This is a genomic window from Pseudomonas sp. FYR_2 (genome assembly GCF_043106425.1).
In the GTDB taxonomy this organism is placed as follows: domain Bacteria; phylum Pseudomonadota; class Gammaproteobacteria; order Pseudomonadales; family Pseudomonadaceae; genus Aquipseudomonas; species Aquipseudomonas monteilii.
In genome coordinates, this window is record NZ_JBICMM010000045.1 from 1 (window position 1) to 19,658 (window position 19,658).

The 19,658-nt window shown below is 61.2% G+C and carries 16 protein-coding genes; 3 read left to right on the forward strand and 13 right to left on the reverse strand.

Annotated features, from left to right (window positions below; genetic code table 11):
- Together ACF8R4_RS18980 and ACF8R4_RS18985 are read right to left on the reverse strand one after the other, a co-directional pair.
- Positions 1-715 (reverse strand): RHS repeat-associated core domain-containing protein (locus tag ACF8R4_RS18980; RefSeq protein WP_392493190.1); only part of this gene is annotated, 715 nt, incomplete at its 3' end.
- A 93-nt stretch (positions 716-808) separates the two neighbouring features.
- Complete coding sequence (locus tag ACF8R4_RS18985; RefSeq protein WP_104834740.1) at positions 809-2,185, reverse strand: L-serine ammonia-lyase; 1,377 nt, start codon at positions 2,183-2,185, stop codon at positions 809-811.
- A 146-nt stretch (positions 2,186-2,331) separates the two neighbouring features.
- On the opposite strand from ACF8R4_RS18985, the gene ACF8R4_RS18990 reads away from it, so the two are divergent.
- A complete protein-coding gene (locus tag ACF8R4_RS18990; RefSeq protein ID WP_060499355.1) occupies positions 2,332-3,273 on the forward strand; it encodes a LysR substrate-binding domain-containing protein in 942 nt (313 codons plus the stop codon).
- A gap of 49 nt (positions 3,274-3,322) precedes the next feature.
- Here the strand turns inward: ACF8R4_RS18990 and ACF8R4_RS18995 are convergent, their stop codons facing one another.
- The 11 genes from ACF8R4_RS18995 to ACF8R4_RS19045 form a co-directional block, all read right to left on the reverse strand.
- Positions 3,323-4,744, reverse strand: coding sequence for an undecaprenyl-phosphate glucose phosphotransferase (locus tag ACF8R4_RS18995; protein WP_156866957.1), 1,422 nt, complete (start codon positions 4,742-4,744; stop codon positions 3,323-3,325).
- A 156-nt stretch (positions 4,745-4,900) separates the two neighbouring features.
- Positions 4,901-5,659 carry a WecB/TagA/CpsF family glycosyltransferase gene (locus ACF8R4_RS19000; protein WP_374754799.1) on the reverse strand — a complete coding sequence of 253 codons (759 nt, stop codon included), beginning with the start codon at positions 5,657-5,659 and terminating at the stop codon, positions 4,901-4,903.
- Positions 5,659-6,846, reverse strand: coding sequence for a glycosyltransferase family 2 protein (locus ACF8R4_RS19005; protein ID WP_060499353.1), 1,188 nt, complete (start codon positions 6,844-6,846; stop codon positions 5,659-5,661). Before ACF8R4_RS19005 ends, ACF8R4_RS19000 begins: the two co-directional genes overlap by 1 nt.
- Entirely contained in the window at positions 6,843-8,045 is a 1,203-nt protein-coding gene (locus ACF8R4_RS19010; RefSeq protein ID WP_060499352.1) for a glycosyltransferase, read from the reverse strand. Before ACF8R4_RS19010 ends, ACF8R4_RS19005 begins: the two co-directional genes overlap by 4 nt.
- Positions 8,046-8,094: 49 nt before the next feature.
- On the reverse strand, positions 8,095-9,099 hold the full coding sequence (locus ACF8R4_RS19015; RefSeq protein ID WP_060499351.1) for a VirK/YbjX family protein: 1,005 nt from the start codon (positions 9,097-9,099) through the stop codon (positions 8,095-8,097).
- Between the two features lie 9 nt (positions 9,100-9,108).
- Entirely contained in the window at positions 9,109-10,086 is a 978-nt protein-coding gene (locus tag ACF8R4_RS19020) for a glycosyltransferase family 2 protein (protein WP_060499350.1), read from the reverse strand.
- A 5-nt stretch (positions 10,087-10,091) separates the two neighbouring features.
- Positions 10,092-10,616: a serine O-acetyltransferase gene (locus ACF8R4_RS19025; RefSeq protein WP_060499349.1), complete on the reverse strand. Its 525-nt coding sequence runs from the start codon at positions 10,614-10,616 to the stop codon at positions 10,092-10,094.
- Between the two features lie 8 nt (positions 10,617-10,624).
- Complete coding sequence (locus ACF8R4_RS19030) at positions 10,625-11,581, reverse strand: glycosyltransferase family 2 protein (RefSeq protein ID WP_392493193.1); 957 nt, start codon at positions 11,579-11,581, stop codon at positions 10,625-10,627.
- On the reverse strand, positions 11,574-12,191 hold the full coding sequence (locus ACF8R4_RS19035) for an acyltransferase (RefSeq protein ID WP_060499347.1): 618 nt from the start codon (positions 12,189-12,191) through the stop codon (positions 11,574-11,576). Before ACF8R4_RS19035 ends, ACF8R4_RS19030 begins: the two co-directional genes overlap by 8 nt.
- A gap of 105 nt (positions 12,192-12,296) precedes the next feature.
- On the reverse strand, positions 12,297-13,763 hold the full coding sequence (locus tag ACF8R4_RS19040) for an FAD-dependent oxidoreductase (protein WP_392493195.1): 1,467 nt from the start codon (positions 13,761-13,763) through the stop codon (positions 12,297-12,299).
- A 236-nt stretch (positions 13,764-13,999) separates the two neighbouring features.
- Positions 14,000-15,376, reverse strand: a complete 1,377-nt coding sequence (locus tag ACF8R4_RS19045; protein WP_060499344.1) for an oligosaccharide flippase family protein — start codon at positions 15,374-15,376, stop codon at positions 14,000-14,002.
- Positions 15,377-15,471: 95 nt separating this feature from the next.
- Here ACF8R4_RS19045 and ACF8R4_RS19050 point away from each other — a divergent pair, with 95 nt between their 5' ends.
- Both ACF8R4_RS19050 and ACF8R4_RS19055 read left to right on the forward strand, forming a co-directional pair.
- Positions 15,472-16,998: an O-antigen ligase gene (locus ACF8R4_RS19050; RefSeq protein ID WP_060499343.1), complete on the forward strand. Its 1,527-nt coding sequence runs from the start codon at positions 15,472-15,474 to the stop codon at positions 16,996-16,998.
- Between the two features lie 5 nt (positions 16,999-17,003).
- A complete protein-coding gene (locus ACF8R4_RS19055) occupies positions 17,004-19,604 on the forward strand; it encodes a glycosyl hydrolase family 5 (protein WP_392493197.1) in 2,601 nt (866 codons plus the stop codon).
- Positions 19,605-19,658: the final 54 nt, after the last annotated feature.

Here is a 19,658-nt window from a genome sequence, read left to right on the forward strand (position 1 = left end):
TAGTGCCGGTTACATGGTGACTTGAACTCACCATTTCTGCCGGCGTAAACCTGTAGCGATTGCCCCTGTAGGTGAAGGTATTACTTTCATCCTTTCTAGCCGGCACGATAATTAGCGAGGGAGAATTGGCTCTTCCACTCGCGAATTCCGACGATAGATCATGCATCAAAGAGTCCCTGACAGATCGCTTCGATAGCGTGGGGAGATCGTTTGCTCTCAATGCCTTACCTAATCCTGATGAAACCCTCAAAGGTAGCTTGACGCCTAAAATTTTGACATGCGCTTCCCCGGAAGGATCATGGAAGTTGATGGGATCTGCAGAGCAGTAGCAATAGGCATTCATACCCCCACGGTCAAAAGGGCTCTGCGAGTCAGGAGCAAGGAACCGCATGAGCCTTGGCCTATAAAGACGTTTACCTTGACCCAGCGGGTAACTGTCCATCAACACGTCGCGCCACTGCCCATTGAACCCCACCGGCGTCAGCGCTTGTCCCGACGACGACGCACCATATGGGGAATAAGCCTCCCGAGTTAAAATGCCTGACTCCCATACAGCGACCACAGAATTGCGCCCGATGGTTTGAACCAGCCCTGCTCTCTCTCGCTGCTGCGACAACAGCCGATCGTTTGCGTAGAGCAGCCGTGTGTGAGCAGTACCGACCTGACACACCAAAGACCGCCCCTCATAAAAAAGCTTTTCGACGTATTTCTTCATTTGTGTAATTCCCATACACAGCAATCCGAATGTCTGTTGCTTCATTATCCGGATATACTTGAGCATGTGGAACTAGCAGTTTTATCAGGCCCACTAACACTCTACGAATGCAACCGCCAAACCGCCGCGCGAAGTTTCCTTGTAATTGGCATGCATGTCCGCCCCGGTATCACGCATGGTGCGGATTACCCGGTCAAGTGAGATGAAGTGCTCGCCATCCCCACGCAACGCCATCTGTACGGCATTGATCGCCTTTACCGCAGCAATCGCATTGCGCTCGATGCACGGCACCTGCACCAGGCCACCGACCGGGTCGCAGGTCAGCCCGAGGTTGTGCTCCAGCGCAATCTCGGCGGCGTTCTCAAGTTGTGGCGGTGTTGCACCCAGCACTTGCGCCAGGCCGGCAGCGGCCATCGAACACGCTGAGCCCACCTCGCCCTGGCAACCGACTTCGGCCCCCGAAATCGACGCGTTTTTCTTGCACAAAATACCGACCGCTGCGGCGCCGAGCAGGAAGTCCACCACATCCGCGTCATTGGCACTGGGGTTGAACTTCATATAGTAGTGCAGCACCGCCGGGATAATACCGGCCGCACCGTTGGTTGGTGCAGTGACCATGCGCCCACCGGCAGCATTCTCTTCATTGACCGCCAGGGCGAACAGGTTCACCCACTCCATGGCGCTGAGGGTCGAGCCAATCACGTTGGGCTTGCCCAGTTCCTGCAAGCTGCGGTGCAGCCGCGCGGCGCGGCGTTTGACGTGCAGCCCACCCGGCAGGATGCCTTCGTTGCGCAGGCCGTTCTGAACGCACGCCTGCATGGCGGCCCAGATACGCAGCAAACCTTCACGCACTTCGGCTTCCGGGCGCCAGGCACGTTCGTTGGCCATCATCAGTTGCGCAACGCTCAAACCGTGCGTTTTGCACAAGGCCAGCAGCTGGGCCGCACTGTCGAATTCGTAGGGCAGGACCACTGCGTTGCTTTCGGCGGCAGGGGCATCGATTTCGGCCTGCTCGACGATAAATCCACCGCCCACTGAATAGTAGGTCTGGCACAGCAGGCTGCCCTGCCCGTCCAGCGCCTCCAGGCTCATGGCATTGGGGTGATAAGGCAGGTTTTCGTCGAGCAGCAACATGTCACGGCCATACTCGAAGGTCATCGGGTGGCTGCCATCCAATATCAGGCAATGCTCCTGCAGCACCTGGCTGATACGCGAATCGATGGTGGTCGGATCGATCCGGTCTGGCCATTGGCCCATCAGGCCCAGCAGGCAGGCGCGATCGGTGGCATGGCCAACCCCGGTAGCCGACAGCGAGCCATACAACCGCACTTCAACGCGCGTGACCCGCGTCAGCACCCCCAGCTCACGCAGGGCCTGGGCGAACGTCGCGGCTGCCCGCATCGGGCCGACGGTGTGAGAGCTGGACGGCCCGATGCCGATTTTGAAAAGGTCGAAAACACTGATAGCCATGCTAATGCCTGACCATGCCCTGAGATGAATCCACGGCACGGTTATCTGAAGAAATTGAGCGGTATTGCGATTTTGCGCGATACTGACGCGCTCATTCACGAATGACCAACGAATCTTTCTAAGCAAGGCTTTAGTGGTGCTAAACGATGCGACGACAACTCAATGGTCAGGTGTTCGTCTGGCTGCATGTATTCGCCTGCGCAGCCCGGCACCTGTCCTTCACCCGCTGCGCCGAAGAGCTGCACATTACCCCAGGTGCTGTCAGCCAGCAGATGCGCCAGCTGGAAGAGCGCCTGGGTTACCGGCTGTTCCTGCGTCGGGCACGGGGTGTGGAGCTGAGCGCCGAAGGGCAACGCCTGGCCCAGACGGTGACAGAAGCCTACGGCAGCATCGAGGCCGAATTGTTGCGCCTGGATGCCGGTGAAATCCGCGGCACCTTGCGCGTGCGCTCGATCCCGTCTTTTTTGGCCAAATGGCTCACCCCGCGCCTGCCGCGTTTTCAGCAGCGTTACCCGGACATCGAGCTGCGCCTGGTGGCCGAGGACAGTGCCCAGGCATTGACCCCAGGCGATTTCGACCTGGCTATCGACCTGAACGATGGCAGCTACCCTGGCATGCTCTCGACCCCGCTGCTGGACGAGCAGATCTTTCCGGTGTGCTCACCTACCCTGCTACGCGGGCGCCCGCCGCTGCATGGGCCGGCGGACCTGGCGCACTACCCGCTGCTGCACGACATCACGGCATGGCGTGGCAGTTCGGAGTATGCGGAGTGGGAGTTCTACCTGGAGGGTATTGGCGCCGCCGGCCTGGATGTGCGGCGTGGGCACACCTTCAACCGCAACCACCTGACCATCGAAGCGGCCATCGCCGGCATCGGCGTAGCGATCGCCCGTCGCACACTGTTGAATGACGAACTGGAGCGCGGCGCATTGATCGTGCCGTTCGGCGTGCCGATCGCCAACCACAAACGCTACGTGGTGCATTACCCGCCAGGCGGGTTGAACCAGCCTGGGGCCCGGGCGGTGCATGACTGGCTGGTGGAGGAAGCGCGAGGATTCCGGGAATTGCACCCGCTGAACAAGGAATAGCCAGCCTGTACACGGCCGCTCCTACAGGGATCTCGCCAGCTTTCAATAACTAGTAAGCCTGCTTGCCGGTAAAGGCATTAAGGGTGCGCACCAGAATCACGAAGTCCAGCCACAGCGACCAGTTGTTGATGTACTCGATGTCAGAGTCCACCCGCTGGATCATCTGCTCGATATCCTTGGTCTCTCCCCTGAAGCCACGTACCTGGGCCAAGCCGGTCATGCCCGGCTTGATGTTGTGGCGGGCAAAGTAATCAACGATGTCCTGGGAATACAAGGTGTCATGCTGCAGCGCATGCGGTCGCGGCCCGACCAGCGACATTTCCCCGGTCAGCACATTGAACAGCTGTGGCAATTCATCCAGGCTGGTGCGACGAATGAAGGCGCCAATCCGGGTAAGCCGCGGGTCATTCTTCTGTGCCTGCTTGACCACATCACCTTCGGGCTGGTGGACATGCATGCTCCTGAATTTCCAGATCCTGAACGACTCCCCGGTCCAGCCCGTGCGTTCCTGGCGGAAGAACACCGGGCCGGGGCTGGTGAGTTTGATGGCCAGCGCAACCGTCAGCAATACAGGCGAAGCGCACAGTAGAATGACTGCTGCCAGCACCCTGTCCTCAAGGTTTTTTAGAAAAAGGCTCATGCCCGTCAGGGGCGTTTCCGACAAGGTCAGCACAGGAATCCCGGCAATTTCCCGCACACTGTGGTTGATCAGGCGCAACGAAAAGATATCCGGCACCCAGTTCACCGCGATGCACTTGTCGAGCAACTTGAAGTACACATCGTTGATGACCTCGGAGCCACCGAGCGGCGTAACCAGGTAGACGGTGCGTATACCATGCTGGGCGACGATTTCATCCAGGTCTGCAATGTGCCCCAGCACAGGCAGGCGCTGCTTGCCCTCGCCGTTGTCACGCCCCTGCCCGTCGCCCTTGCCGAGCAGTACGCACCCCAATACCCGTTCACCAAACCAGGGGTTGTTGCTGATTTTCTGATAAAGAAAATTCGCCAGGTCGCCGTCGCCGATAATCAGCGCGTTATCCAGACGTGCATGGGCAGTAAAACGCTTTTGCAATTCACGAACGGTAAAGTGCAGGAACAACTGCGCGATGTAGCCAATGATGAACAACTGCACCACCAACAACCGCGAGTACGTTTCACTCTGCTTGGTCAGGAAGGCCATGACCACGAGAAAACAGAACGTTGCCGACCAGGCCTTGAACAGGCGGAAGGCTTTGATCGAAAGCCCGACATTGGTGCGGTAGATCGCATAATGGTCGTAAATGACGGCCAGTGCGCCAATCAGCAACAGCAGCATGATTACATAATCGGAGGTAATGTAACCAAACTGATCGTAGATGAGATACCAGGCAATACTGGTGACTGCAATGCCATCGAGCCCTGCCTGAATGGCGTTACTTACGCTGCTTCTTCTTTGGAGTAAGGAACGACTGCTTCTGGGTTCGAAAACCATTTCAGACCTCATGTGTGTGAGCGTAGCCAGTGCCTTCCATCAAGCATCAAGTCTTGAAAACAGCGTGTACAACGGCAGATAAGCAAGATCGTGCAGCCCCCAAGCCACTGCTCTCACTGTAGCAGCCACCCGCCATCAGCGCGGATTTTGGCCGATTCACACAGTGCCACTGGCCGAATCGGCGGCCTTGCGGTAAAGCAGGGTGCGCAGCAGGAACAGCGGGTTGCCCACCACATAGCGCATGAACAGGCGTTTTGGCTCGCGCAACAGCCGGTACGCCCACTCTCCCCCCAGCCGCCTTAGCCAATGCGGTGCCCGGCTGACCTTGCCGCCGAGAAAGTCCAGGATTGCCCCACCACACACGATCAGGCACGGCCCGCCAACGGCTGCCAACCTGGCCGCCACCGCCTCCTGCTTGGGCATGCCCATGCCCAGCACGATCAGTTCGGGCTGCTGTTCACGGGCCAGCTGCAGGTAGGTTTCGAGGCTGGCGAAACCGTCATGTACCGACACGGGTACTACACCAAACTCGGCTTCACACCGCTGCACGGCCTGGTTCAGGTAAGGTTGTCGGGTGCCCCAGAATGCGACCTTGCGCCCACGGTATGCGGCCATGAGCCTGGGAATGAAGTCAGTCCCGTTCATGTTAAGCCCGGGTGCTAGGCCCAGGCGCCGATACAGGATGGCCATGCCGGAGCCGTCCCGCAGCAGCACGTCGGCTGCCGACAGTGCCTGGCAGTAGGCGCCGTCACGGACCACCAGATTCATCGCATGGGCATTGACGAAGCCCAGCACGGTCGCGGCTTGCGGGGCAGCCAGCCTGTCGAGCAGGCGCTGTGCCGCGCCGCTGTCGGGCACCACCTCTAGCGCGTCGATTATGCGTTGCCAGCGATTCTGCCATTGCCACAGTGCCATCACTCGTCATCCCGTTTTGAGCGCACCCACTCGACCTGGCGCTTGATCAGGAACCCCAGGTACAAAGGGATTTTCTTTGCTGCGTAGAACGGTGCGTAAAGCAAGACGGAAAACGGGATCAACTCACGGCAGAAGCGCGCCCAGGCCAGCAATACCGCAAGGCTGAGCATGGCCAACGCTATCAGGGCGATCCACGCTGGCGCGGCAACATCGAACAGCAAGTACGCAAGCCAGGCCACCAGATTGAGCCCCAGCAGGGTCAGTACCAACAACGCCAAAGGCGGTACCAGCAAGTCGAGGGTCATGGCCAGCAAGCTGCCATTGCCTTGGCTCACGGCGGCCAACGCACGCTTGGGTGCATCGGCCAGCATCAAGCCCAGGTGACCATGCTCCCAGCGGGTGCGCTGGCTGTTCAGGCCTTGCTGGCTGGCAGGAAACTGGCTGGTGACCAATGCCTCAGGGCAGAACACGGGAGGCTTGCCCTGCTGACACAGGTCCAGGCCCAGTTTCACGTCCTCTACCAGGTGCCCATTGGCAAGGTTGATCAAGCTCAGGTCGTGCCAACCGAATGCCATGCCCGCACCCATCAATTGGCAGGGTAACCCCAGCCGCGCCCAGCCACGCGGGCGCACCAGGTTTTTTACCCGCCAGGCAAACTCGGCGACCTGCACTTTCAGCCCGGCCCCCCCGGGCGCACGCATCAGGTACAGCGCCTGTACCGGGCGCTGGGTCTGGTGATAGCGACGCGCGAGGCAGTCAATCGCCCCCTCACCCACCTGGCAATCGGCATCCACCACTATCACCACCTCGGGAGGCTGTTCAGCCAGGTGACGCACGCCGAAGTCCAGCGCATAGCCTTTGCCACGCAGCACCGAGTCGAAGCGTTCCACCACCTCGGCGCCGGCGTCGCGGGCCAGCTGCGCGGTGTCATCGGTGCAGTTGTCTGCCACCACCAGCAAGCGGTCACCCTCAAGCAATTGCGGGGCAATGCTCGCCAGCGTTGCGCGAATGATCGCAGCCTCATCGTGGGCAGGTACCAGCACCGCTACCCGGGGGCGCCGACTATGACCCAGATACTGCGAGCGTGGTGGCAGACATGCCAGCAGCATCTGTACAAAAAAAATCGACACAGGCACAAGGACGATGACCGTCAGCAGGCCCAGTAACCAACTCAATACACTTATCATGCGGATGCCTTGAAGTAAGCGGCCAGCCGGGCTGCTTCGGTGTCGATATCATGCCGCTGCAGCACACGCTGGTAGGCGGCCTCGCCCATGCGCTGCAGCACGTCGGCCGGTTGGCACAGGCAATCCGCCATGGCTTCAGCCAGCTCGTCGACAGCGCCAGCGGGGAACAGCCAGCCGTTCTCACCCGGGCGCACCAGTTCGGGGATGCCCGCCACATAGGTGGTCAGCACGGGCCGGCGCAAGGCCATGGCCTCCATGATCACTACCGGCAGGCCTTCGGCGAAGCTGGGCAATACCAGCGCGCGGGCGCCAAGGATTTCTTCGCGCACCTGTGCACTGCTGATCCAGCCAGTGATGCGTACGCGCTGCTGCAGGCCATGCCGGGCAATCAGGGCCTCGATCTGCTGGCGCATTTCACCGTCACCCGCCAACACCAGTTCGAAGTCAATCGACTGTGCAGCAAGCTGACGCGCCGCCTCAAGCAACAGCAGCTGGCCTTTCTGCTCACACAGGCGCCCCACGCAAACAAGCCGTGGTACCGACGGCACATCGACCGGCGCCACCTCATGGAAACCCCGCTCCAGGCCGCAATGCACCACCTTTACCTTGGGCCAATGCTCGTGCGCCACCCAGCGGAACAGTTGGCTGCGCCCGTACGAACTGACCGCTGCGACAAAGGCGGCTCGCCGCACCTTTTCACCCATGTGCAGGAACTGTGGTTTGTCGAACTCTTCCGGCCCATGCACGGTAAAACTGTAAGCCGGCCCGCCCAGTTGGTTGGTCAGCATGACCACCTCGGTGGAGTTGGTGCCGAAATGGGCATGCACGTGTTTCGCCTCACTGCCCTGCAGCCACTGCAGCACCTGGCAAGCTTCGGCCAGGTAGACCAAGTGGTAGGGCCAGGCGCGGTCGGCGCGAAGGCCAAGGCGCATGGCCAGCCACAGGGCCTGGAAAAACCGCCCGGGCTGTGCTCGCAGCACCTGTAACGTGGGCCTGAGCAAGCCCTTTACACCAGCCCGCAGCACATAACGGGTCTTGTCGCGCTCGGCCGTATCCTCGGCATCCTGCAACTCGGCGTCCCATCCCCGCAGGGCGATGCGTTGCACCTCTACACCCTGACGCTCCAGCGCCAGGATCTCGCGGCGGATGAAACTGTGGCTGACCTTCGGGTACTGATTGATGAAGTAAGCAATGCGCATACGAATCCAGATCCCAACCCGCTTGATGACCGGCCTCCCCTGGCAACCTTCACTTCAGGCTGTCGACTACGGGTGGTCTGTCTACTGCCGATGCACTCACAGCAAATGCATCCCCCTGTTTTCCTTGTAGTCCAAGGTTGTGACTGCTGCCCGGCAATGCGGCCTGCAGGCGGATAAAAACATCGTCGAGCAGCGCCTGGCGGCGGCGGTACATCGCACGCTTTTTGGCCGGGATGTCTTGCTCGGCCCGTTGTGCCGGTGCCAGGGTGATAGTGAAGAAGTCGTCGCGGTTCGACGCCGTAGCGCCATTTTCCTGCCAGATGACGTCGTAGTTGGCCGCCAGATCGTGGGCCTTGTCGCTGCCAAAGTACGGGTGGCGATGGTGCCGGCAGGCATCGCTGACGGCATACAGGTGCGCAACGCCCAGCATGCGGGCCAGGCATTTCAACGCTTCGAGCAGCAGGCTGCGCGGGCGCAGCCCTTCAAAGTCCTTGGTCAGGTCACGGTAGATGGCCAGCGAGGTTTCACTGTCGATGCCCTTGTGAATGCCCTGGACGGCACCGATGAACATCGACAGCACCCCCTGATCGCGGCACAGGGTAAACGCCAACGATGCCACGCGCAGGTCGCCCTGGAACAGATTCAGTACCAGTTCACCTTCGCGCTTGAACCAGATCGGCCGGTCCAGCACCAGGCGGCAGCCCGGCGAATAACTAGCCAGTTCGCACAGCGTCAGGCTTTCGTCTCGCCCCAGTAGCAACAGCGCCGGAAACTGCCCGGCCAGCACTTCGAAGTGCGAAGCCACCACCTCCATGCGCTGCGGGGCCTCCCAGCATTTGCTGAGGTAAGGCCACTGCACCACGCCGATGCAATCCACACCCAGCCGCTGCAGCCCCTGCTGACCCAGCGCCGCCGTCATGCGCTGCATGAAGGCGTTCAGCTCAGGCCATTGTCTGACAATCTCTCGGGTCAACTTGTACTTGTTGTTCAATGCCCGCAACGAGTAGCCCGGTTGCAGGGTAAACACGCTTTTCACGAGGGCGCCGAGCATCATGGGTCTCTCTCACTTGTACTCGATCAAAGCCGATTTGCCAGCCGCGAAGCGGTGGCGCATGAATTTCAGCTGGCCGAGCATTTCCGGGAACTTGCCCAGCACCAGGAATACCGCCTGCAGCCAGTTCTCGCGCGCCGATTTGCCACCACGCCGGGCCAGGCGCACAGCCTGCAGTGGATAAATCAATAGCAAAAGCAGGCACCAGCCACCCAACAGCAGGCAAGCCAGCACTATCACCACAGGAATGCCCAAGCCCCACAACCAGGCCCGGCGTGACTCGCGTAACCAGTGCTGCTCTGGCGGCTGCCCATGCAGGTAGGCCCCTTCGGCATAGGCATGGCCGGCACGCAGGCTGCGCCGCCACCATTGGCTGAAACGGGTCATGGCCGCGTCGTGCAGGGTCATCTCGGCGTCCAGGCGCCAGACTTTCCAGCCATGGCCTCGCAAGCGCACGCACAGCTCGGGCTCCTCGCCAGCGATCAGGTCAGCGCGGAAGCCGCCCGCGGCAGCGAAGGTATCTGCGCGCATCAACGCATCGCCGCCACAGGCCTTGGCTTCACCGATGGGGGTGTCCCATTCCAGATCGCACAACAGGTTGTACACCGATCGTTCCGGGAAGCGCTCACGGCGGCGGCCGCACACCACTGCCACCTCGGGGTGCTGATCGAGAAATGCCTGCGCCGTGGCCAGCCAGCGGGCATCCACCTCGCAGTCACCATCGACGAACTGTACCAGCTGCATCGACGGCAACAGCCGCTGCAAGGCGCTAAAGCCTTCGTTGCGGGCGCGCGCGGCAGTGAACGGAACACGCATGTCCAACGCCAGTACCTCCACACCCAGGCTGCGGGCCAGCTGCGGCGAACCGTCGGTGGAACCCGAGTCGACGTACACGACCTTGCCCACACCTTGCATCAGCGAACGCAGGCATCGCTCCAGGCGTACGCCTTCGTTGCGGCCGATGACCACCACACCGATTACCGTTGCCATAAGCCTCACTCAACGGGCGCCGTGCCAGCCGGCTGCCTGGTCTTGATGGTGGCCGGCACCCCTACCGCCAACGCGTTGTCCGGCACATCCACCAGTACCACGGCATTGGCGCCGATGATCACGTTGTTGCCTATGCGAATACTGCCCAGCACCTTGGCCCCGGTGCCGATATCGACGTTGTTGCCGAACACCGGGGCAATCGGCTCGTCGACATTCTTCAGGCCCACCACCACGCCGTTGCGGATGCGGCAGTCATCGCCAAAGCGGGCATAGCCGCTGACAACGATGCCGCCAAAATGGTCGATGACGAAGTTGCGGCCAATCACCACTTCGCACGGCAGTTCGATGCCGGTGATGATTTGCACGAATTTGAACAGCACCTTGTAGATCAACGAGCACAGCTTGCGCAGCAGCGCCGGGCGCACGGTATAGCGCCAGCGGCCAAAGCGATACACCAGCAGTACCCAAAACCCCTGGGCGCCCCAGTCACCGCCGTGGGCCCGCAGGTCAGCACGAATATTCTCGAACATGGCTCCACCTACCTTGTCGCCTGGCTGGCGTACCGGGTCTTGAACAACAATGACCAGGTTGCCTGGCAATGACGCCAGCAGGCCTGTATCGCGCCCCTGCCGCGTCGTTTCAACAGCGCCTTGAGTGCCAGCACCAGGTCACCCAAGGTGACCAGCAGCATGTGCAGGGCCAGCCCCGCCACTCCGTGGTGCTTGCGGAAGTACAGCAACTCGCTTTCGATCTGGTACGCTGAGATCTGTCGGCTTGCCGCCTCCAGCTCGGCCACCGATTTGGAGCTTTCACCGCCGATGTGCACCACGGTTGTATGCGGATAGAACACCACCTTCCAGCCCGCCGCCTTCACCCGCTTGCAGTGGTCCACCTCTTCGTAATAAAGGAAGTAGCGAGGGTCGAACAGGCCCACCTTGTCCAGCACTTCGCGGCGTACCAGGTAGAAGCAGCCGGGCAACCAGTCACATTCGCGAACCGATGCGTGGTCCCAGTTCATTTCGTCGACCATTTTCAGCCCCGGGAAAAACCGCCCCAACCCGGTACGCCCGACAAAAACATTGAGCGGCGTGGGGAAGTAGCGGCAACTGGGCTGCAGGTCACCGTCTCGGCCCTCAAGGCGCACTCCCAGCACGCCGCACTCCGGGTGGGCCTCCATGTAGTCCAGGGTTTTCTGCAAGGAGTCGGCGGCGACAAAGGCATCGGTATTGAGCAGCAACGCGTACTTGCCCTTCAGGTGTGCCAGCAGCTGGTTGTTGGCCCGGCCGAACCCCACATTCTGTTGGTTGCTCAGCAGCAGTGCTTCGGGACACACCTGGGCCATGCGCTGCACCGAGTCATCGCGTGATGCGTTGTCCACCACCAGGTAGCTGGCCAGCCGCTCGCCGTCGGCGCGGCGCAGGGCGTCGAACATCGGCTGCAGCAGCCCGGCGGTATTGAAGTTGACCACCATGACATCCACAGGTTTGCTAGCCATTTTTGCTGTCTCCGAAGAAATACTGACGCCTTTGCGCCATCAGCAGCGGCTCCACTTCCGGGTCGTAGGCGCCATTGCGCTGCTTGACCAGGTCGATCCACGGGTAGGCTTCGCAACGCGCTTCCACCCGTTGGATCAGCTGTTCGGTGGTACAGATGAATTCAGCCGGGTTGCCGCCGTAGACAGTGCCTGGCGGTACATCCTTAGTCACTACCGCGCCGGCAGCCACGATCGATTCCGGCCCGATGGTCACACGGGGCATGATGATCGCACCGTGGCCGATGAAGCAGTTGTCCTTGATATCGATGAACCCGACTGAATCCAGGTGCTTGCCGAAGCGATGCTCGATCAGCAATACCACCCCGTCATGACCGATCAGCGTGCAGTCGGAAAGGCCCACACTATTGCCAATGCGTACCAGCGACGGGTCGAGGAACTTGCAGCCTGTATTGACAAAGAAGTTGGTGCCGACCGAGTGAAAGTTGCCCCAGCGGGCGAGGTAAGCGCCCCATTCAAGCCCTGAAGGCCTGCAGAACCGCCTGTAGAACGTGCCGCCCCGCCCGGTTGCATGGGCATAATGCGCCACTGCCTTGCGTATCCATCCCTTCATACTGCCTGGCCTCGCAATCAAATCCGTCTGGAATGTCCCTGAGGCGTTCCGGTCTCGTTCTTCTGGTTGCTGACCGCAGCGCTCTCAACCCGTGTACAACTAGCGTCACGCCACGGCGCCTCTGGCCGCCGTCATCTTGGCATTGAGGTGGTCGGCCAGCCGCACGGCAAACTGCAGCAGCGGCATGGTCGGGTTGGAGGCGCCGCCCTTGGCGAAAATACTGCTGCCGGCGATGTACAGGTTTTCGGTACCGAACACCTTGCAGTTGGTATCGACCACACCGTACTGCGGCGAGGCGGCCATGCGCGTGGTGCCCATGTGATGGGCATGCGGGGCCATTTTCAGCGCGATCGACGTGTCGTAGACAAAGTCGTTGAGCTTGACGAAGCCCAGGTCCATGTCGGCGAACTGCTTGGCCAGCTCGCTGCCAATGCACTTGATGGTGTGCCGGTCATCGGCAGTCAGTGCCCAGTTGACATTGACCTTGGCAACGCCCAGTGCGTCCTTCTCGTCCAGCAGCGAAATACGGCTGTGCAGGTTGGGGAATTGCTCGATCATCGTACTGATCACGCCATCACCGGGGCAGCTGAACTTGGCAACGAACGCTACCTTGCTGGCGAAGCCCCAGTCACAGGCCAGGTTTTCGAGAAAATGTTTAACCTCGGCGGTACGCCCATAGGTTTGCACATCGGCCAGCAAGGCGGCGGTGACGTTGCCTTTGCCGGCCTTGTACTCATCGACGAAGGCATCGGTGGTGTAGTACTGGCGTGGCTCCGGGTCCTGCCCGGACTTGAGGATGAAGGTCCCCAGGTCGATGTTCAGGTGCTCCATGAAGCACCCGCCAACCAGCCCGTCCTTGTTCACCACGCCCGCGCCCACCAAGGTTTCACTGTTGAGCAACTGCCGGGCATTCTCGATGGCACCGGTGGCCAGAATGAAGTTGCTTGCCACCAGGCGCTGCCGATTGCGTTCGTAGTCGGACAGGATCACGGCGGCCAGGTGCCCGGACCCCTTGTCGAACTCCAGGTCCACGCAGTTGCAATTGATGAACACGTCCAGGCCTTTGGTCTGTTCAAGGGCCGTGGCGTATTTCTGCGCAAAGCGCGTGGGTGTGCTCAGCAGGAAACGATCGGGTTCGAAATCGCCACCGTTGAGGCCGGTATTCATGGCACGAAAATCCGCCCCGGCCGGCAGGTCGACGATATCCATGGCCGCAGGCAGGTAGCCTTCGATCTCCGAATAGGCGATGGGCCAGCCAGGCAGGTCGCCTGGCGGGGGGATAGAAAAGTCGGAGGGCGTAAAAGGACGACAGCGGCCAGCCCAATGGTTGGATGTACCGCCCAGGTAACGCAGGCGGGTTTCCTCGGCGTACAGTTCAAGGCCCGTGGACGCGCAGGCATACAAGCCTTGCGAGTGCGGCGCATACTCACGCCCGCCGCCCTCGGCGAGCAACACGCTCCAGCCCGCGGCGGCCAGGCGCAGGCCCAGGGTAATACCTGCCGGGCCAGCGCCGATGATGCAAAAATCGTAATGATCGCGCAGCACCTTATGCTGCTGATAGTCCTTGATCATGCTGGCTCGTTCCGGAAGTAACGGGACGGCAATACCCAGCCGTTGATCACCACGAACCCCGGCTTTTCGACAGGTTTGCCAGCAACGGCTGCAGAAGCGCCGAATACGGCGCCACCGACGCCCAGCAAGACACAACTCTGGAGAAAGCCCCTACGCCCCAGTTGCGCATTACAAAAAATAAGCTTCCCCATGATCCCGTGACCTGTACCCATTGAATTTACACCCAGCACGCTGCATCACAGCCAGTTGAAAAAGGCCGTCAACAGCGCCCCGCACAGTGCCCCGACCAGTAGCATCGGCAGCACCACCAGCTCACGTTTGAGACTGAAGATACCTAGCTTGCAATTCACGTACACAACCAGCACCAGCGTGGGCACGGTATGTAGGGCAACACCCCAGATGGCCCATTCCACACCGCCAATCGCCAACAGCAACGGTAGCAGCCCCCACAGCGAGACTAAGCGGATGATGTTGTCCATGGCCTGATACTTGGTCAGGCCCAAGGCGATCCACACCTGATGAGCCAAGGTATAGCGCAATACGATGAACGACAGCGAAAGAATCGCCAGCATCGAGCCTGCCTCACTGTATCGCTCGTCGTACATCCAGCCGATCAGCAGAGGGCTGGCGGTCAGGAAGCCACCGCAGATGAACAGCACCAGCAGGTCGACCAGCAGGCGGAAGCGGTGATACAGCGCTTTAAGCCGCTCTTTGTCAGCGGCCCGGGCCGCTTCGCTGAAGGCAGGAAGCGCCACGGCGCCGACAATCTTCATCAGTGCGGTCTGCACCGCGCCCAGGATCAGCACGGCAATCGAATACACCCCCAGCTGCGCCGCCGACATGCTCGCACCAAACAGGATGCGGTCGCCGTACATGGCCAGCACGCCCACCATCGACGACAGCAGGATCCAGCGGCCAAACACGATCAGTTCGGTAAGCGCCGTACGGTCCCAGCGCAGGTGGTTGTTCGGCCCCTCCAACGCCGTGTGCCCCAGCACGGTCCAGGCCACGGCAGACACCAGGCCGGCAATGACCAACGCCCAGATGGAATGGGTCAGCAAGCCCAGCACCAGCATCACCACCAAGCCGGCTGCTTGGGACGCCAGGTCTACCAGTACCACACGCTTCTGTTGGAAAGTGCGTACCGCCACGTCTATCTTGGTGGACTGGAACCCCCAGATGACCGCCGACAGCCCGGTAACCGCCAGCACCATCGGCAACACGGGCGCGGCATAGGTGGAATCTGCCGGCCACAGTTCTTCGACCTGCGCCACCCAGGCACACAAAGCCAGCAACAGGGTCAGGCCGAACAGTACGAAGCCGCGGATGATCTGCACGGTCCATGCGGTATTGAGAAAGTCCGGGTCGTCACCCCGTTGGCTCTGGATGATGTTCTGGCGCAGGCCGACATCGGACAGCAGGTGCAGCAGTACCGAAACGGTGGTGGCAATGACCATCACCCCGAACATTTCCGGCAGCAGCAAGCGGGCCATGATCAGGTTGCCGCCAAGGCGCATGACCTGTGACGCCACCTGCGACACCAGGTTCCAGGACCCGGCCCTCATGGCCCGCTGACGCAGGCTTGCGGTGGCTGACACATCAATCGACGGCATGACTTCAATCTCTGACTGATTGGCTAAAAGTCACTATAGTTTCAATTAGCCACGATGCTAGCCGTTGCCCACCGAGGGAAAGGTGTACATAGCCGATGCCTGAACATTTTCGTGCGTTGATCGTCATCCTGTTTTTGGCGAGCGTGGTCTTCCTGCTTGCGCGGCGCCCTGCCACCGACCTGATTCCGCTCGCGGATTTCAAGCGCCGGCGCAACTTGTGGTTCCTGCTGACGGTGCTGGCTTTCGTCTCGCACAGCTTCTGGCTTTATCTGGGCGCGGGCGCGGTCATCCTGCTGATTGCCGGGCGCCGCGAACACAACCCCATGGCACTGTTCTACATGCTGTTGTTCCTCATCCCGCCTGCGTCAGTGCAGGTGCCCGGATTCGGCGTGGTCAACTACCTGGTCGACCTGAACCACATCCGCCTGCTCACCCTGTGCGTGCTGCTGCCCGCCGCGCTGCAGCTAAGCCGCCAGGCAGGCACCCTGCGCTTTGGCCGCACCTGGGCCGACAAGCTGCTGGCGGCTGGCCTGGTGCTGATGAGCGTGCTGTATTTGCGCGAAACCACCCCCACCGACACCCTGCGCCAGGCGCTGTACTTGTATGTCGACGTCCTCCTGCCGTATTACGTGGCCAGCCGCGGCCTGCGCCAGATAAGCGACTTCAAGGACGCCATGCTGGCCTTCGTGCTCACGTCCTTCGTCATGGCACTGATCGCCGTGGCCGAATATGTACGCCACTGGCTGCTGTACAGCGCCCTGGTCGATGCCATGGGCGTGCCTTGGAGCATGTCGGGTTACCTCAGCCGCGGCGGCGCACTGCGGGCCAGCGTCACCACCGGCCAGGCGATTGCCCTGGGCTATGTGATGAGTGTGGCGATCGGCCTGTTCCTGTTCGTCCAGGGCTATGTGCAACGCCCGCTGCACAAAGCCATGGGCGCCCTGCTACTGGCCGCCGGGCTGTTCGCACCGTTGTCACGCGGCCCGTGGATCGGCGTCGTGGTCATCGTGGTGGTGTTCATTGCCCTGGGCAAAGGTGCCGTCAAGCGCCTGGCGCTACTGGGCGCAGCCGGCATGCTGGCCCTGCCCTTGCTCACCATCGTGCCCGGCGGCGAAAAGGTGCTGGACTTGCTGCCCTTCATTGGCAACCTGGAAAAAGAAAACATCACCTACCGCGAGCGGCTGATGGACAACGCCTGGATCGTTATCCAGCGCAACCCGCTGTTCGGCTCGTTCGACTTCCGCAACACCCCGGAAATGCAGTCGATGATCCAGGGCGAAGGCATCATCGACATCGTCAACACCTACATCAACCTGGCGCTGCGGGTCGGGCTGGTGGGGCTCGGGCTGTTCGTGGCGTTCTTTGCCGTGGTACTGCGCGGGATCCGCAGGGCCATGCTCAGCTTCGCCGACAAGGATGATGAACGACGACAGCTCGGCCGGGTGTTGCTGGCGACACTGATCGGCATTCTGGTGATCATCTTCACCGTCAGCAGCATCACCTTCATCCCGGTGGTGTACTGGTCCATCGCCGGGCTGGGCGTGGCTTACATCCAGATGGTTCGCCGGCTGCACGACAGCCAGGCCATGGAACTGGCCGAACCCGGCCTACAACCCAGGTAATGTTCATGAACGTGCTTTCCCTGCGTCATATCGTACGCCTTTCTGCCATTGCCGGCCTGGTCTTGCTGCCATTGGCCGGCTGGGGCTCCGGCTGGCAGGTCAGTGTCGACGAACAGAATGGGCTGCCCACCGTGACACACGGCGGTGGCCCGGTGATGAAGGCCAAGTTCGACTTCTGGGCCGCCAACTGGAGCTGGACCGGCTTCTATACCGACTTCAAGGTCAGTGGCCCCTATCAGTACACGCTGCGGGGCAAGAACAAAGAGCTGGACTTCGACCTGGCGGCTGATATCCGCAAGGAGCAAGCACAAACCCTGAGCTGGGCCTTCGACCTGGATGCCCATAGCCGGCAGACCGGGGTGATGGGTGGCGGCATGGTGTTCCAGTTCGACCCGGCGCAAATCGCCGGCGATATGGGTGCGCCCCAACTGCTGGCCGACAACCGCGGCTGGTCCTGGGGCAAGGCTGACCAAGGCCGGCGCATCGAGATGCGCTTCGACCCGCCGCTGGCCAAGGTGTATTTCGAGCGTGGCAACCCGTCCGAATTGCGTGCGTTCCTGTACAAAGACCTGATCAGCGCCGGCAAGCAACAACTCAAGGCTGTACTCAACGTGACCGGCGACATCGAGCTGGGGCCCACGCCCACTGAGCGCTTCGGCCTGGCCGACCCTGCCAGTTGGCCGGATGACCAGCTGGACTGGCGCACCTCGCCGGTGGACCTGTCGTTCCTCAACGCGGCGGAAAAACCCGCAGGCAAACATGGGTTCGTCAAGGCCGTGGGTGAACAACTGATGTTCGAAGACAACACCCCCGTGCGTTTCTGGGGCACCAACCTGTCTGCCTATTCGCTGTTCAAAAGCCCCGACGACGAAATTCGCCAACAGGCCAAGCGCCTGTCCGCCCTGGGGTTCAACCTGGTGCGCCTGCACCACCACGACTCGCCCTGGGTCAGCCCGAACGTGTTCGGCGACGGCACCCTGGTGCGCGACACCCAGCAGCTCAGCGCCGAGTCACTGCGCAAGCTCGACCTGTGGATCAAGGCGCTCAAGGACGAAGGCATCTACATCTGGCTGGACATGCACGTACAGCGCGCACTTACCGCCAACGACAACATTGACGATTTCGATGAGCTGCCCAAGAAGGATGACCGCGTCGACCTGAAGGGCTATGCCTATGTGAACAACAGTATTCAAGCGGCGATGAAGCGCTTTGCCGAGCAGTACCTGACCCATGTGAACGCGTACACGGGCCTTGCCTACAAGGACGACCCGGCCATCGCCGCCGTGCTGATCACCAACGAGAACGACCTTACCCAACACTACGGCAACGCCCTGATGCCGAACAAGGATGTACCGCGCCACAGCGAGCGCTACATGGCAGCGGCCAAAGCCTTCGCCAGGCAGTACAACCTGCCCGTCGACCAAACCTGGCACGCGTGGGAGCACGGCCCGTCGAAGCTGCTCCTCAACGACCTGGAACAGCGCTTCAACGCCGACATGATCGCTCACCTGCGCAGTGTGGGGGTAAAGGTGCCGATCGCCACCACCAGCACCTGGGGCGGCAATGGCCTGAGCGCATTGCCGGCCCTGACCGCAGGCGACGTCGTCGATGCCCACAGCTACGGCGCCATCGGCCAACTGGAGAAGAACCCGTTGACCAGCGACGGCATGATCGACTGGATCGCCGCCGCCCAGGTCGTGGGCAAACCACTGACCGTCACCGAATGGAACGCCGAGCCTTTCCCACTGCCCGACCGCCACTCGCTGCCGCTGTACGTGGCCGGCACTGCCAGCCACCAGGGCTGGGACGCGCTGATGCAATATGCCTACAGCCAGCAGGCCTTCAACCCGGGCTGGCGCACAGCGGACAACTGGCACGCCTACAACGACCCCGCGATGATCGCCACGCTGCCCGCTGCCGCCCTGCTCTATCGCCGTGCCGATGTGAAGCCTGCCACCACCCATTACGTATTCGCCCCGACGCCCGCCACCCTTTACAACCAAGAGATCACCCCACGAAACTCGCCTTTGTTGCGCACAGCCATGGAGAAGGGCCAACTGCAGATTGCCCTGCCGCAAACCCCGGAGTTGCCGTGGTTGAAACCGGCCGCCATTCCCGCAGGTGCGCAAGTGCTGCAAGACCCGGGGCAATCGCTGCTGGCCACCGATGCTACCGAGTCGGTAACCGACACCGGCGAGCTCAAGCGCAACTGGCAACAAGGCATCTACACCATCGATACACCACTGACCCAGGCCGCCACCGGCTGGCTGGGTGGCCGCTCGATCAGCCTGGGGGCCATTCAGGTGCAAACGAAAACGCCTTACGCCAGCGTCGCGGTACAGAGCCTGGACGGCAAACCGCTGGGCCAGTCACGGGAGCTGCTGCTGTCATTGGGTACCCGCGCCATGCCCAAGGCCGATGACAAGACGCCATTCAATGTCGAACCCTTCGAGGGCAGCCTGACCATCAAGGCACCCGCCGGGCTGAAGCTGTTCGCGCATGATGCGCAGATCCAACTCAAGCCGCTGCCGGCAACGTACAACGACGGGCATTACGTCATTACGCTCGACGGCAACTACATGTCCAACTGGCTGTTCTTGAAATAGGGCATCTGGCCATCTACGCTCAAGTCACCTGTAGCTGGCCAATTCACCTGTACT